The sequence below is a fragment of the Caballeronia sp. SL1002 genome, from assembly GCF_057814995.1.
On record NZ_JBYMUW010000002.1, the window covers coordinates 2849930 to 2864411 of the forward strand.

Here is a 14482-nt window from a genome sequence, read left to right on the forward strand (position 1 = left end):
GCGAACGCCCGGGAGAACGCGGGTATGCATCGCACCGAAGGCTCCGAACAGGACACTATTCAAGTGCGAACGCAGGCCACGTTCCCCAAAGCCGCAAGGCTACTGAAAACGGATGAATTCTCATCCGTTTTTCGTTTGCGCCCCTGGCGACGCTCGCCGCACTTCGTCATGTACGGCAAGCCCACCGGCAACGAGGCGCGTCTCGGGCTGGTGATCGGCAAGAAGCAGGCGCCGCGGGCCGTCACTCGCAATCTGATCAAACGGCTGGCGCGCGATGCGTTCCGGCTGCGTCGCGAAGACTTAAGCGGCTGGGACATTCTGCTGCGCCTGCATGCCAAGATCGACCGCAAGGCGATGCCGAGCGCGAAATCGCCGCCGCTGCGCACGCTCTGCCGCGAAGAAATCGTGATGCTGCTCGACCGGGCGGTGCGCGAAGCGGCGCGCCGCATGGCGGACACAGCGCCGCCCGCCGCCGCCGATCCACCGAAGTCACCTGGCCCATGATGCGGACACGGTGTCCGGCCAGCGCCCACCGGGCGCGGCCGGATCACCAGACGCGAAGCTTATGCAAACGGCATTGATCGCTTTGTTGCGCTTTTATAAGGTTGCCGTGAGCCCTCTGCTCGGCAACCGGTGCCGCTTTTACCCCTCTTGTTCCGACTACGCGCGCGAAGCAATCCAGTATCATGGCGCCGCGCACGGCACATATCTCGCAGCAAAACGCCTGTGCCGATGCCATCCGTTTTCGGCTGGCGGCATTGACCTCGTCCCGCCGCCGCCCGCCTCCGGACCCGCTCCAAGCCCAGATTCGCCGTCAGCCGACACGCCGGCGGCCGAATCCGCTCCCGAGTTCACTACCCAACGGCGCCGCTAAGGCGCTTTTCGATCGACACTGAGACAACGCATGGATATCAAACGTACCGTCCTATGGGTCATCTTTTTCATGTCGGCTGTCATGCTGTTCGACAACTGGCAACGTGACCACGGGCGCCCGTCGATGTTCTTCCCGAACGCCGTCCCGACCAAGACGGCCGGCTCCGCCGCACCGGGAACCACGACGCCGGGCACGCAACCCGCCGACCTGCCTTCGACCGGCGCCGCCGTCGCTCCGGGCGCGGCCACCCCGCCGGCCACCACCGCAGCGCAGCTCGTCAAGTTCACGACCGACGTGTATTCGGGCGAAATCGACACGCGCGGCGGCACGCTCTCCAAGCTGTCGCTCGTGAAGGAAGGCGACGGCAAGCAGCCGGATCTGTACATCACGCTGTTCGACCACACGCCGAGCCACACGTATCTCGCGCGCACCGGTTTGCTCGGCGGCGATTTCCCGAACCACAACGACGTGTACACGCCGGTTCCGGGACAGACCTCGCTTTCCGGTGACGCCAAAACGCTTTCGCTCGCGTTCGAATCGCCGGTCAAGGGTGGCGTGAAGGTCGTCAAGACCTACACGTTCACGCGCGGCAGCTACGTCATCAACGTCGATACGAAAATCGAGAACGTCGGCACCGTGCCGGTCACGCCGAAGCTTTACATGGAACTCGTGCGCGACAACACGCCGGTGGAAACGCCGCGTTTCTCGCACACGTTCATCGGCCCGGCTGTCTACACGGACCAGCATCACTTCCAGAAGATCGATTTCAGCGATATCGACAAGGACAAGGCGACGTTCGCGCCGTCCGCGGATAACGGCTGGATCGGGATGGTGCAGCATTACTTCGCGTCGGCGTGGATTCCGCAGCAAGGCGTGAAGCGCGATATCTACGTGCAGAAGATCGACCCGCAGCTTTATCGCGTGGGCGTGCAGCAAGCCGTGCCGACCATCGCGCCGGGTCAGAGCGCCGACGTGTCCGCGCGCCTGTTCGCTGGTCCCGAAGAAGAGCGCATGCTCGAAGGCATCGCGCCGGGTCTGGAACTGGTGAAGGACTACGGCATGGTGACGATCATCGCCAAGCCGCTGTTCTGGCTGCTCGAAAAGATCCACAGCTATGTCGGCAACTGGGGCTGGTCGATCATCCTGCTCACGCTGCTCATCAAGGCCGTGTTCTTCCCGCTGTCGGCGGCGAGCTACAAGTCGATGGCGCGCATGAAGACCATCACGCCGCGCATGCAGCAGATTCGCGAACGCCTGAAGAGCGATCCGCAAAAGATGAACGCGGCGCTGATGGAGCTGTACAAGACCGAGAAGGTCAATCCGTTCGGCGGCTGTCTGCCGGTCGTCGTGCAGATTCCGGTGTTCATTTCGCTGTACTGGGTGCTGCTGTCGTCGGTGGAAATGCGCGGCGCGCCGTGGATCGGCTGGATTCACGATTTGTCGCAGCAAGACCCGTACTTCATCCTGCCGGTGCTGATGGCCGTCTCGATGTTCCTGCAGACGAAGCTGAACCCGACGCCGCCGGACCCCGTTCAGGCAAAGATGATGATGTTCATGCCGCTCGCGTTCTCGGTCATGTTCTTCTTCTTCCCGTCCGGCCTCGTGCTGTATTACGTGGTGAACAACGTGCTGTCGATCGCGCAGCAGTACTACATCACGCGCATGATGGGTTCGTCGAAGAAGAAAGCGGCTTAACGCGCTTCACGTTCCGCTCGATGCAAAAAAACGCCCGGCTCGATGCGGGGCGTTTTGCATTTCAGCGGTCGAATTGCTCGCTCGATGTCACATTTCGTATTTCAGGCGATCACTCGATTCACGAATTGAGTTAGCCACGCGGCGCGCCATAAAACTGCTCGATTAATTCTTCGAGCAAGTACCGGTGATGCGGACTCAGCGCTTCGATTTTCGATGCCAGTTCGAGCGTTTCCTCCGACGCCGGATACTTCGCGTCATGCGCGAGCGGCTTTGGCGCGGCTTGCGCATTGCCGGACGGCGGCGGGCCGTAATGAAGCCAGTGTTGATCGACCTTGAGCCATTCGGCCAGCGTCTTCAATTTATCGACGGTTGGAATTGAACGCGCGGTCAGCCACTTGTGCGCGGTCTGCGGCGAAACCGGTTCGCCGAGATAGCGCAAATTAAAACGCAGAGCGAGATCGGTGGCGCCGCGCATTTTTTCGGGCGCACGCGTCATGGAAAATTTGAGCCGCTCGGAGAAATCGGCCTTTTCTTTTGGTGTTGGCATGGTCCCGATTGTGCAAGGCAAGCGTCGGACGCCAGTCAACCAGCCCGACTAGATTTCACTCACGGCCGGGCGCGCTTTTATCGCACCCACGAAAATCGGGCCGGATTTGAAAAATTCTTTCTTGTGACGCGGAGCCAGACGCGACAGCGCAAAGCGCTGCATCGGCTTTTCGCTCGGGATACTTACCGGTTTTCCCCGCTATCCCGGATAGGATAAACCAAGAATTGTCTTATGACTGGCGTTTAAACGCGGTCGCTCCAGAGTGCAAAAAGCACCGCGATACAATGCCGTCTTCCCTTTCAGCCCACACCGAAGGCGCGCCGCCATGTTCCAGTCCGACTCCGATCCGATCGTCGCCATTGCCACCGCGCCCGGTCGCGGCGGGATCGGCGTAGTGCGGCTTTCGTTTGGTCGCGGCGGCGAGGCGGCGGCGTTGCACGCGATGCAAGCGCTGTGCGGCCAGCCGCTCGCGCCGCGCCACGCGAGCTACGTGCCGTTCGCGGATGCCGCGGGCGTTGCGCTCGACCGCGGTATCGCGCTGTATTTTCCCGCGCCGCACTCCTACACCGGCGAGCACGTGCTGGAACTTCAGGGTCACGGCGGGCCGATCGTGTTGCAACTTGTGCTGCAGCGCGCGATCGAAGTGGGCCGCGATTTCGGCCTGCGGCTCGCCGAGCCGGGCGAATTCACGCGGCGCGCGTTCCTCAACGACAAACTCGATCTCGCGCAGGCCGAAGCGGTGGCCGACCTGATCGAGGCGAGCACGGAAGCGGCCGCGCGCTCGGCGGGCCGCTCGCTCGACGGCGTGTTCTCGCGCGAAATCCACGTGCTGGTGGACGAGGTGATCACGTTGCGGATGCTCGTCGAGGCGACGCTTGATTTTCCCGAGGAAGAGATCGATTTTCTCGAAGCGGCCGACGCGCGCGGCAAGCTCGGCCGGATCCGCGAGCGTCTCGCGACCGTGCTCGCCGATGCACGCCAGGGCGCGTTGCTGCGCGAGGGGCTGTCGGTGGTGCTCGCGGGGCAGCCGAACGTCGGGAAGTCGTCGCTCCTGAACGCGCTCGCGGGCGCGGAACTGGCGATCGTCACGCCGATTGCCGGCACGACGCGCGACAAGGTCACGCAGACTATTCAGATCGAGGGGATTCCGCTGCATGTCATCGACACCGCCGGTCTGCGCGATACCGAGGACGAGGTGGAGCGGATCGGCATCGAGCGCACGTGGGGCGAGATCGAGCGCGCGGATGTCGTGCTGCATCTGCTCGATTCGCGCGTCGGCGTGACGCCGGAGGACGTTGCGATCGCGGCGCGCTTTCCGGCGGGCGTGCCGGTCGTGCGCGTGCTCAACAAGGCGGATCTGGCGGGCGTGGCGGCGTCGGTGACGGGCGCGGACGATTTGCGGGAGGCGCGGTTATCGGCGAAAACCGGCGACGGCATTGCATTGCTGCGCGCGGAATTGCTGCGGATCGCGGGATGGCAGGCGGGCGCGGAGAGCATCTATCTGGCGCGCGAGCGGCATTTGATCGCGCTGCGGGCGGCGCGCGAGCATCTCGCGGTTGCCGCCGCGCACGCGGATCAGAACTCGCAGGCGCTAGATCTGTTCGCGGAAGAACTGCGGCTCGCGCAGGAATCGCTGAATGCGATCACGGGCGAGTTCACATCGGACGACTTGCTGGGGGTGATTTTCAGCCGGTTTTGTATTGGGAAGTGAGGGCTGGTGCATCACGCGCCCGCTACACCACGCCCGGCCGCTCCAGCGCCCTCAACTCCGCCGTCAACGCTTCCTTTCCCTCGCACATCGCCGGCGTGTTCTGAAACAACTCGATCTTGTACGCGCCGTCCGACAGCGCGAGCACCATCGTCTGGATTGCGTTGAGGTCGGGATTGAGATCGCCGCCGTCGCGCGGCCACATGCCCGCTGCCGCGCGCAGCAGCAGCGCGTTGCCCGGCAGTCGTCGCACCTCGCGAACCTTCGCGACAAAAAGCGGCGTGGCGTGTTTCTCGAAGATCGGCGCGAGATGCGCTTCGATCGCCAAACGTCCATCTACGACGCTGCCGTCGAAACCCACCAGATTGCCGCGCTCGGCAAAGCGCGAGGCCAGCGCCGCCGCGTCCTTGCGGTTCCAGTCGTCGATCAGCGCGGCATGCACGTGCCGCGCGCTCGCTGTCCAATCGTCTATTTCGCTCATGTTGCCTTCTTCCACGCTGCTGCGAATACGCCTGCACTCATCAACAGCGCGCCGCCCGTCCGGTTCACGGCGCGCTGCACCGAAGGTTTGCGGATCGCCCGTCGCGCAGCCGAAGCCAGCAGCGCATAAGCGAACGCATTGGCCGTCGCGAGGCCGACGAACGTCGCTTCGAAAGCGGCAATCTGCGAGACGCTCGCGACGTGCGGATCGATGAATTGCGGCACGAACGCGACGAAGAAAATGATGCTCTTCGGGTTCAGCGTCGTGACCGCATACGCGTGCGCGAAAATGCGGCTCGTGCGCACTTCAGCCGGCGCGGCCCCGGCGACGGCATCGGCGTCCATCACCGGCGCGCGCCACAGCTTCACGCCGAGATACACGAGATACGCCGCGCCCGCCCATTTCAGCACCATGAACATTTCCGCCGATGCCGCGAGCAGCACGCCCAGGCCGAGCATCGAGGCGGTCATCGCGGTGAGATCGCCGAGCGCCACGCCTGCCGTGGTCGCGAGCGCGAACTTGCGGCCGTGGCCGAGCGCATAGGAAACGACAAGCAGGACGGTCGGGCCGGGAATGGCGACAAGGATGGCCGAGGCGATGGCGAAGGGCAGCCATTGGGCAAGTGTCATGCTTGGAAACTCCAGAGGTTTGTTCGATTTATCCACGAACGCGCAGCGCTGACAAGCCCCACGCCCAAACTTCTAATCGATGCGAAAAACTTTCACGGGCGTCGCGCTTCGGGGCGGCCGAGCGCAGGGCGAATCATGCGCAATCAAACCATTGGAAAACCCCAAGTCCTTGAACGCATTTGTTTTTGTCTGTTGTTTGAATCGCAAACGACGCGGATTTTGTCTAATGGCACGCTTTCTGCTCTTGATTAATTGGGCTTGACCAGCGATCTGGCCCAGCAGTTTGGATGTGTCTCCTCCCTCATTGCCGTGAGGTTGATGCCCGGTCTAATCGACCGGGCAATTTTTTTACTGCGGCGCGTCAAAGGGTTTTCACGCGTTGAATATCGGCGCTGCGTTAAAGCCTATTAAGGCGCACCGGTTTTCACCGCAAAATAACCTGCCAAAACGCTCCACCTGCGACATTCCGTCCTGTTGCAAGCGCACATAAGATGTGCTTGTTATTGCGATTTTCTCGTCTAAGATAAATGCTGCGAATTGAGAATATTAAATACATAGCTAATTCGCGCGACAAAATCCGAACGGAGGCAAATAAATGACGAAACGCGCCAGCGCTTTTATCGCCGCTTTAATTTCGACACTCGGCTTTCTCGCCACGGTCACGGCGGCTCAAGCCCAGGACACGGTGATCCAGCCCCAGCAAACCTTCAAGTTCCGCCCCAATTCGTACGGCTGCATGTCGAAAGATAATTTCGATTCCGCCGACCAGCACGCGCAAGCCGGCGAGCACGCCAAAATGCAGGAATACTTCGAGGGTTTTCAGTGCGTTTCCACTCCTGAAGATTCGCATTTTCGCGTGGTCCGCGTGGTCGGCCACGACGTGGAATTCGTGAACGCGTCGAATAGCGATACGCAAGGCATGTGGACGGCAGACCGTTTCATTCGCCAATAACGCAAATACCGCCAATAGCACTTTCGGTATTTTCAAAAGACGAAAAAACAGCCGATGCGTTTTACCGCATCGGCTGAACACCGTCGTCAACGCTTAAATCGCTTTACACCACCCGCTTACTCCGCCGGAACTGGTCGAATAACACCGCCAGCAGCAAAATGCCGCCGCGAATCAGATATTGGTAAAACGTCGGCACGTTCATCAGGCTCATCGCGTCCTGAACCGAACCCATGATCAGCACGCCCACCAGCACGCCGGAAATCGTCGCGACGCCGCCCGTCAGCGATACGCCGCCGAGCACGCACGCCGAGATCACGCCGAGTTCGAGTCCGACCGATGTTTTCGGGTCGCCGAGGCTCATCCGCGAGGCGAGCATCACGCCCGCGAAACCGGTCACGAGCCCTTGCAGCACGAACACGGTGATCTTGATGCGCGTAACGGGCAGCCCGGCGAGCAGCGCGGCTTCGCTGTTGCCGCCGACCGCGAGCACGTTCTTGCCGAACACGGTCTTTTTCAGCAGAAAGCCGAACAGCACGAAGCCGACGATGTTGCTCCAGATCGGATACGAGATGCCGAGGAACGATCCGCCGCCGAGTTCGAAGAACGATTCCTCGGAAATCATCACCGCGTCGCCGTGCGACGTGATGTAGGCGAGGCCGCGCACCACTTCCATCATCGCGAGCGTGACGATCAGCGAGTTGATCTTGTAGCGCGCGATCAGCACGCCGTTGACCAGTCCGACCGCGCCGCCCGCCAGCACGCCGCCCGCGATGCCGAGCGTCACGCTGTGCGTCGCCGTGATCAGCGTGGACGCCGTGACGCCCGCGAACGCGACGATCGACGCCACCGATAAATCCACCTCGCCGAGCGCGAGCACGAACATCATCGTGACGGAGATCGAGCCGATCAGCGTGACGGACAGCAGCAAGCCCTGCATGTTGCGCGAGCTTAAGAAACCCGGCACCGAGAGCGACAGCGCGACGAACAAAATGACGAACACCATCACGATGCCCGACTTGTTGATGAGATCCCACGTTCGCGCCGCGCGCGCTCGCGCGCCGACGCTTTGTTTCGGGTTTGGCTGATTCGGCCGATTGGTGACTGGCGTGTTGGTTGTCTGCATGATGTCTCTGTAGTTCGTGGCGTTCACGCGCCGTGATTGTTCAGCCCGTTCAGCGCGTTCAGCCCGGCAAGGCGAGTTTGATGAGTTGATCGGGCGTCGCCTCGGCCTTCGGCAAATTGCCGACGATCCTGCCCTCGCGCATCACGATCACGCGGTCCGCCACGCCGATCACTTCGGCCAGATCGCTCGACACGACGATCACCGTGCGCCCGGCTTCGGCCAGCCCGTAAAGCAGCCCGTAAATTTCACTGCGCGCGCCGACGTCGATCCCGCGCGTCGGCTCGTCCATCAGGAACACGTCGATTTCTTCCGCGAGCCAGCGCGACAGAATCACCTTTTGCTGATTGCCGCCGGAAAGCGTGCCGATCGGCGTTTCGCCGTTGCGCGTCTTGATGGCGAGCTTGCCGATGAATTCGCTCGTGGTCGCCGCTTCCTTGCGGCCGTCCAGAATGTGCAGCGCGCTGTGATGGCGGCGGCAACTCATGTTCAGGTTGTCCGACACCGACGCGATCGCCACGATGCCTTCCTGCTTGCGGTCCTCGGGACAAAGCGCCACGCCCGCGCGCACCGCGTCGCGCGGCGACCGGAACGTGCGCGGCGTGCCTTTGAGCACGATATCGCCCGCGACCGGCTTTACCGCGCCATAGACGAGTTTCATCAGTTCGGAGCGCCCCGCGCCGACCAGCCCGAAGAAGCCGACGATCTCGCCTTTCTTCGCGCTGAACGACGCCGGTTCCGACAAGCCCGGTCCCATGATCGCGCGCACGTCGAGTTGCACGCCGCCGATATCGCGCGTCCGGTAGCCGTACACGTCGCGGATCGAGCGGCCGACCATGCAACTGATGAGCCGGTCGCGTTCGAGCCCGTCGACGTCGTCGAAAGTCTCGATGCGCCGGCCGTCGCGGAACACGGTCACGCGGTCACAGAGCGCATAAACCTCGTCCATCCGGTGCGTGACGTAGATGATCGCGCGGCCTTCCGCGCGCAACGTGCGGATGATCTTGAACAACTGCTCGGTTTCACGCGACGACAGCGACGACGTCGGTTCATCGAAGGCGATCACGCGCGCGTTACGCATCAGCGCCTTGCCGATTTCGATCATCTGCCGCTGGCCGATCGACAAATGCTTCACCTGCATGTTCGGGTCGATCTTCTCGCCGAGCCGGTCGAGTTCGCTGATCGCGCGTTTGACCAGCCCTTTTTCGTCGAGGATGCCGAAACGGTTCGGCATCGCGCCCAGCATCAGATTCTCGGCCACCGTCAGTTCCGGCACCAGATGCAGTTCCTGATAGATGATCGCGATGCCCGCCGCGATCGCGGCCTTGGTCGTCGTGAATTGCTGTTCGACGCCGTCGAGCGACAAGCTGCCGCCGCTCGTCGAATTGACGCCCGACAGCACTTTGAGCAAAGTCGATTTGCCCGCGCCGTTCTCGCCCATCAAGCCGTGCACTTCGCCCGTGCGCACGCCGAGCGACACGCCGTCGAGCGCGAGCACGCCCGGAAAGCGCACGGTGATGTTGTCGAGCGAGAGATAAGGCGTGGCCGTAGCCACTGCGGTTTCCATCATGGGACAGCCTCGGATGCAAATGACGTGAGCCGGGCGTCGCGCGGAAACTAATCTCGCGACGCCCGCGGATGGAACCTTAGATCCCCAGTTCTTTCCGCACGTCCTGCCAGTTGCCGCGCACCATCAGCTTGCCGGTGGTTTGCGTATCGGCGGCCGGCTGCTTGCCGTTCTTGATCCAGTCGACCAGGTTTTGCGTGCTGTCCTTGCCGTGCATCGTCGAACTCACGGCGATCGTGCCGTAGAAGCCCGTCTGTTCCTTCTTCTGGAACTCGGCGAACGCTTCGCCCGCGCCGTTGATGCCCACGCCGATCACGTCCGTGCCCGGAATGTGAAGCTGTTCGGTCGCGCGCACCGCGCCGAGGACGGTTTCCTCGTTGATCGCGTAGATCACCCACTTCTTGATGTTCGGATGCTGCGACAACACGGGCGATGCCGCGTTGAAACCGCCTTCGTCGTCGGTGGTCTTTTGCGGCGCGTCGAAGATGTTTTCCTTCTTGAAGCCGCCCTTCAGCAGCGACTCCGTCGCGCCGTCGGTGCGCAGCTTGGCGGTCGGCAGTTCGTAGTTCGTGATGCGCAGCGCGCCGACTTCTTCCGGCTTCCACCCGCGCTTCTTCATTTCATCGGAGATGGCCGTGCCGACCTGATTGCCGATCTTGAACGCCGACATGCCGAGGTGCGGCACGTTTCCGAGCGGCTTGCCGGTCGAATCGACCAGCTGGTCGTCGACCGTCACGAACTTCATGTTGTAACGCTTCGCGCGCGCCTGGATGGCCGGTCCGAGCCGGACGTCCGGCGCGCAGATCACGAAACCCTTCGCGCCTTGCGCGCCGAGATTATCGATGGCGGCGAGCACTTTTTCGCCGTCCGGCGTGCCGATGTTCACCACCGAGAAATTTTCCTTTTGCCCGAGCGCGGACGCGGCCTTCTGCTCGTTGATGAACCACGCCTGCTCCGGCATCTTCACGAGAAAGCCGACCTTGAGCGGCTCGTCGGCATGCGCGGTCATATGGCCGCCGAACGACACGGCGAGCGTGGCGGCGGCGAGCGTCGAAAGGGTCAAGCGGCGAAGGTTGCATTTCATGGTTGTCTCCTGAGTTGAATGAATGCTGCAGTGGTTCGTCTGGCAGCAGGACGCAGGCTTGTCGGCCCGTTCGCCCTTTGTTTTCTGGTTAAGCGCTCTCGAGTTCTAGCTCGCCACGTAGGCGGTTTTTATCGTTGTGTAGAAATCCGCCGCGTAGGCGCCCTGCTCGCGCGCGCCGTAACTCGACGCTTTCGTGCCGCCAAACGGAACGTGAAAATCGACGCCCGCCGTCGGCAGATTCACCATCACCATGCCGGTCTTGCTGTGGCGCTGGAAATCGCGCGCGTATTTCAGCGACTGCGTGCAGATGCCCGCGCACAAGCCGAACGGCGTGTCGTTCGCGAGATGCAGCGCGTGCGCGTAGTCGTCGACGGGCATGACCACCGCGACCGGGCCGAAAATCTCCTCGCGCGCGATCCGCATGTCGGGCGTGCCCGCGAACAACGCCGGTTCCATGAAATGGCCGCGCGTCGCGCGCTCCAGCACGCGTCCGCCCGCCAGCAACTGCGCGCCTTCCTGTTCGCCCGACGCGACGTAGTCCAGATTCCGCCGCAACTGCTTCGCGTCGACGACGGGGCCGATATCGACGCCCTTTTTCAGCGCGTGATCGACGGTGAGCGAGGCGAGCCGCGCAGTCATGGCGTCCACGAAACGCTCGTAAATCCCCTTCTCCACGATCAATCGCGACGACGCCGTGCAGCGCTGTCCCGCCGAAAAATACGACCCGTCGATCGCCGCCTCTACCGCCACCGCGAGATCCGCGTCGTTCAGCACGACCAGCGGATTCTTGCCGCCCATCTCCAGTTGCACGCGCGCCTCGCGCGCCGCCGCGGCTTGCAGCACGGCGTGCCCGGTCGCCGCCGACCCGGTAAAACTCACGGCCTTGACCAGCGGATTCGCGACGATCCGCGCGCCCGCCTGTCGCCCGCTGCCGAGCACCAGATTGAACACGCCGGCCGGCAGGCCAGAGCGGCTGATGATGTCGGCGAGCGCCCACGCGCAGCCCGGCACCAGTTCGGCCGGCTTGAACACCACGCAGTTGCCGTAGGCGAGCGCGGGCGCGATCTTCCACGCCGGAATCGCCAGCGGGTAATTCCACGGCGTGATGATCCCGACCACGCCGACCGGCTCGCGCGTGATATCGATATCGATATTGGCGCGCACCGAACTGCGGTGTTCGCCTGGAATGCGCAGCGCCTCGCCCGCGAAAAACCTGAAAATCTGTCCGGCCCGCGCGGCTTCCGCGACCGCGTCGGGCAAGGTCTTGCCTTGCTCGCGCGCCACCAGCCGCCCAAGTTCGCCCTTGCGCGCGATGAGTTCGAGGCCGATGGCATCGAGTGCTTCCGCGCGCCGCACGATCGTCGCCATCGACCATTCGCGATGCGCCGCGCTCGCGGCTTCGATCGCGGCGTCGGTCTGGCTCGCGTCGGCGCGCACGTATTCGCCGATGGGTTCGTCGAGGTCGGACGGGTTCTCCGACAATCCGACGGTCGCGCCCGTCTCCCAGCCACCGTTCAGGTAGTGCTTGAACAACGCGGGAACGTGGGATTCGCGTTTCATCGAGCGTCCGGTCGAATTGCGGGTGACGAGTGCTCGAATCTTATTGAGGCTTGCCATGACTTTCCAATCAGATTTTCGGCTGTGCCGATATCAATTCGGGTATGGCATGATCGGGTTTTTCCAGTGAACGGCGGCGTCGATGGCACAGAATTATTCGAACTGGTTCGTGCGGGCGCGGCTCAAGACGCGCCAGCTTCTGCTGCTGGCGGCGATGGAAGAAGAAGGCAACGTGCGGCGCGCCGCCGACGTGCTCGGCATGACGCAGCCTGCCGCGTCGCGGCTTCTGAAAGAGCTCGAGGACGTGCTCGAAGTGCGGCTTTTCGACCGCACGCCGCACGGCATGCGCGCGACGCTCTACGGCGAGGTGATGATCCGCCACGCGCGGATGGTGCTGTCGAATCTCAGTCAGGCGCAGGACGAGATTTCCGCGTTGCGCTCGGGACTGGTCGGTCAGGTTCACATCGGCGCGATTGCCGCGGCGGCCGCGACGATGGTGCCGCGCGCCATCGCGCAGGTGAAGGCGCGCTCGCCGCAGCTTCAGATCTGGTTGCAAGTGGAGACGTCCGACGTGATGCTGCCACGCGTCGCTCAGGGCGAACTCGACATCATGGTCGGGCGCGTGCTGGAGCGGCAGGGGCAATTCAAGGACGCGGTGCGCTACGAGCCGCTCGCCGACGAACCACTTTGCGTGGTCGCGCGGACCGGCCATCCGCTGGAAAATTCGAGCGGGCTGACCTTGCGGGCTATTGTGAACGCGGGCTGGGTGCTGCATCCGCCCGGTAGCGTGCTTCGGCATCGCTTCGACATGACGTTTACGCAAATTGGGCTTAATCCGCCGCAAAACGTCGTCAATACGGGCAATTTTCTGGCAATTTCGAGCTTACTGCTTCAGAGCGACATGCTCGCGGTGATGCCCGCCGAAGTCGCGCGGCAGTACGAGGAATTCGGCGTGCTGAAGCGTCTGTCGATCGAATTACCGTGCCGGATGGACGCATTCGGTATCATCACGCGTCAAACGCAAGTGCTCTCGCCCGCGGCTAACGTCGTGCTCGCCGCGCTGCGCGATGCGGCGGTCGAGGTGTACGGCGCGTCCTTCGACACCGCGAATCGCTGATCCCCTCATTTTTCTGGCCGGCCTCCGGCCTTCTGCCTTTTGGTATTGGTGTTGCATGGCCCTCAAATCGACGATTTACAAAGCAGAGCTTCAAATAGCCGACATGGATCGGCATTACTACGGCGACCATTCGCTCACCATCGCGCGGCATCCGTCGGAAACCGACGAACGCATGATGGTGCGGGTCGCCGCGTTCGCGATGTTCGCGGCCGAACGGCTCGAATTCTGCAAAGGCTTATCGGATACCGACGAGCCTGACTTGTGGGAGAAAGACCTGACCGGCCAGATCGAGACGTGGATCGACGCGGGGCAGCCGGAGGAACGGCGCATCGCGAAGGCGAGCGGCCGGGCGGATCGGGTGATCGTGATTGCCTACGCGGGCCGAACTGCCGAAATCTGGTGGCAAGGCGTGAAGGGCAAGGTCGAGCGGATGCAGAACGTGACCGTGTGGTCGCTGAAAGAGGGCGTCGCCGAGGCGCTCGGCAAATTGGCCGAGCGCACGATGCGCCTGCAATGCACGATTCAGGACGGCGAGGTGTCGCTGGGCAGCGCAACCGTCGATCCGGTGACGATCGAATGGAATGTGCTCAAGGCGCCGGGGAAATAACTAGGCGTCCGGCGGACCTTTGAGTTCGACCAGATTGCCTTCCGGATCGAAGAAATATAGCGACGGGCCGTAGCCTTCCGCGCCGTAACGACGCGCTTCGTCGCCGATTGTCGCGCCATGTGCGCTCAAATGCGCGCGCAGTGCTGCAGGCTCGAAAGGCTCGACGCGCAGACAGAGGTGATCCATATTGCGCCCCGCGCCCGGTTCACCGCTGTCCGGCCGGTCGATCGACGCGCCCACGGCCAGAAGATCGATCAGCGATCGCCCGGCGCGCAATTGCATCAACCCGATTTCCGGCTGCGCCTTTTCGACCGGACAACCCAGCGCCTCGCCATAGAAACGCACCATGTTGTCGAGATCGGCACAGCGGATCACGACATGATCGATTTCGCGGATAGTGAACGTCATTCTCGGCTCCTTGGTAGTCGCGAACCCGAAACGAGTGTACTGCCGCGCGCGATGAACGCGCCCCGATGAACGCGCTCATTACGCCGCTTCAAAACGTATAGGCGAAAAAAAGCCCGCTCGTTGCGGAGCGGGCTGA

The 14482-nt window shown here is 62.7% G+C and carries 15 protein-coding genes; 7 read left to right on the top strand and 8 right to left on the bottom strand.

What is annotated here, in order from left to right; genetic code table 11:
• The first annotated feature begins 24 nt into the window (after positions 1 to 24).
• The 3 genes from rnpA (at position 25) to yidC (ending at position 2569) form a co-directional block, all read left to right on the top strand.
• The gene (gene rnpA / locus AC3D25_RS15600) at positions 25 to 504 is read left to right on the top strand and encodes a ribonuclease P protein component (RefSeq protein ID WP_488889260.1); all 480 of its coding nucleotides are present in this window, start codon (positions 25 to 27) and stop codon (positions 502 to 504) included.
• A 61-nt stretch (positions 505 to 565) separates the two neighbouring features.
• The gene (yidD, locus tag AC3D25_RS15605; protein WP_488889261.1) at positions 566 to 874 is read left to right on the top strand and encodes a membrane protein insertion efficiency factor YidD; all 309 of its coding nucleotides are present in this window, start codon (positions 566 to 568) and stop codon (positions 872 to 874) included.
• A 30-nt stretch (positions 875 to 904) separates the two neighbouring features.
• Positions 905 to 2569, top strand: a complete 1665-nt coding sequence (gene yidC / locus AC3D25_RS15610) for a membrane protein insertase YidC (protein WP_488889262.1) — start codon at positions 905 to 907, stop codon at positions 2567 to 2569.
• 130 nt (positions 2570 to 2699) lie between these two features.
• On the opposite strand, the gene AC3D25_RS15615 is transcribed toward yidC, so the two are convergent.
• Positions 2700 to 3116: a transcriptional regulator gene (locus tag AC3D25_RS15615; RefSeq protein WP_488889263.1), complete on the bottom strand. Its 417-nt coding sequence runs from the start codon at positions 3114 to 3116 to the stop codon at positions 2700 to 2702.
• Between the two features lie 325 nt (positions 3117 to 3441).
• Here AC3D25_RS15615 and mnmE point away from each other — a divergent pair, with 325 nt between their 5' ends.
• The gene (gene mnmE / locus AC3D25_RS15620; RefSeq protein WP_488889264.1) at positions 3442 to 4827 is read left to right on the top strand and encodes a tRNA uridine-5-carboxymethylaminomethyl(34) synthesis GTPase MnmE; all 1386 of its coding nucleotides are present in this window, start codon (positions 3442 to 3444) and stop codon (positions 4825 to 4827) included.
• Between the two features lie 22 nt (positions 4828 to 4849).
• On the opposite strand, the gene AC3D25_RS15625 is transcribed toward mnmE, so the two are convergent.
• Together AC3D25_RS15625 and AC3D25_RS15630 are read right to left on the bottom strand one after the other, a co-directional pair.
• Positions 4850 to 5305, bottom strand: a complete 456-nt coding sequence (locus AC3D25_RS15625; RefSeq protein WP_488889265.1) for an SgcJ/EcaC family oxidoreductase — start codon at positions 5303 to 5305, stop codon at positions 4850 to 4852.
• On the bottom strand, positions 5302 to 5934 hold the full coding sequence (locus AC3D25_RS15630; protein ID WP_488889266.1) for a LysE family translocator: 633 nt from the start codon (positions 5932 to 5934) through the stop codon (positions 5302 to 5304). The genes AC3D25_RS15625 and AC3D25_RS15630 overlap by 4 nt, the downstream gene beginning before the upstream one ends.
• A gap of 595 nt (positions 5935 to 6529) precedes the next feature.
• Between AC3D25_RS15630 and sap1 the strand changes: the two genes are divergently transcribed.
• The gene (gene sap1, locus AC3D25_RS15635; RefSeq protein ID WP_488889267.1) at positions 6530 to 6886 is read left to right on the top strand and encodes a surface attachment protein Sap1; all 357 of its coding nucleotides are present in this window, start codon (positions 6530 to 6532) and stop codon (positions 6884 to 6886) included.
• 103 nt (positions 6887 to 6989) lie between these two features.
• Here sap1 and araH read toward each other — a convergent pair whose 3' ends face one another.
• The 4 genes from araH to AC3D25_RS15655 all read right to left on the bottom strand — a co-directional run bounded on the left by araH (position 6990) and on the right by AC3D25_RS15655 (position 12217).
• Entirely contained in the window at positions 6990 to 8009 is a 1020-nt protein-coding gene (gene araH, locus AC3D25_RS15640; RefSeq protein ID WP_488889268.1) for an L-arabinose ABC transporter permease AraH, read from the bottom strand.
• Positions 8010 to 8067: 58 nt separating this feature from the next.
• Positions 8068 to 9576, bottom strand: a complete 1509-nt coding sequence (araG, locus tag AC3D25_RS15645; RefSeq protein ID WP_488889269.1) for an L-arabinose ABC transporter ATP-binding protein AraG — start codon at positions 9574 to 9576, stop codon at positions 8068 to 8070.
• A gap of 76 nt (positions 9577 to 9652) precedes the next feature.
• Positions 9653 to 10657: an arabinose ABC transporter substrate-binding protein gene (locus tag AC3D25_RS15650; RefSeq protein ID WP_488889270.1), complete on the bottom strand. Its 1005-nt coding sequence runs from the start codon at positions 10655 to 10657 to the stop codon at positions 9653 to 9655.
• Positions 10658 to 10762: 105 nt separating this feature from the next.
• The gene (locus AC3D25_RS15655) at positions 10763 to 12217 is read right to left on the bottom strand and encodes an aldehyde dehydrogenase family protein (protein WP_488889271.1); all 1455 of its coding nucleotides are present in this window, start codon (positions 12215 to 12217) and stop codon (positions 10763 to 10765) included.
• Between the two features lie 139 nt (positions 12218 to 12356).
• Between AC3D25_RS15655 and AC3D25_RS15660 the strand changes: the two genes are divergently transcribed.
• Entirely contained in the window at positions 12357 to 13331 is a 975-nt protein-coding gene (locus tag AC3D25_RS15660) for a LysR family transcriptional regulator (protein WP_488889272.1), read from the top strand.
• Between the two features lie 55 nt (positions 13332 to 13386).
• Positions 13387 to 13938: a YaeQ family protein gene (locus tag AC3D25_RS15665; RefSeq protein WP_488889273.1), complete on the top strand. Its 552-nt coding sequence runs from the start codon at positions 13387 to 13389 to the stop codon at positions 13936 to 13938.
• Here the strand turns inward: AC3D25_RS15665 and AC3D25_RS15670 are convergent, their stop codons facing one another.
• Complete coding sequence (locus tag AC3D25_RS15670; RefSeq protein WP_488889274.1) at positions 13939 to 14346, bottom strand: VOC family protein; 408 nt, start codon at positions 14344 to 14346, stop codon at positions 13939 to 13941. It lies immediately after the preceding gene.
• Positions 14347 to 14482: the final 136 nt, after the last annotated feature.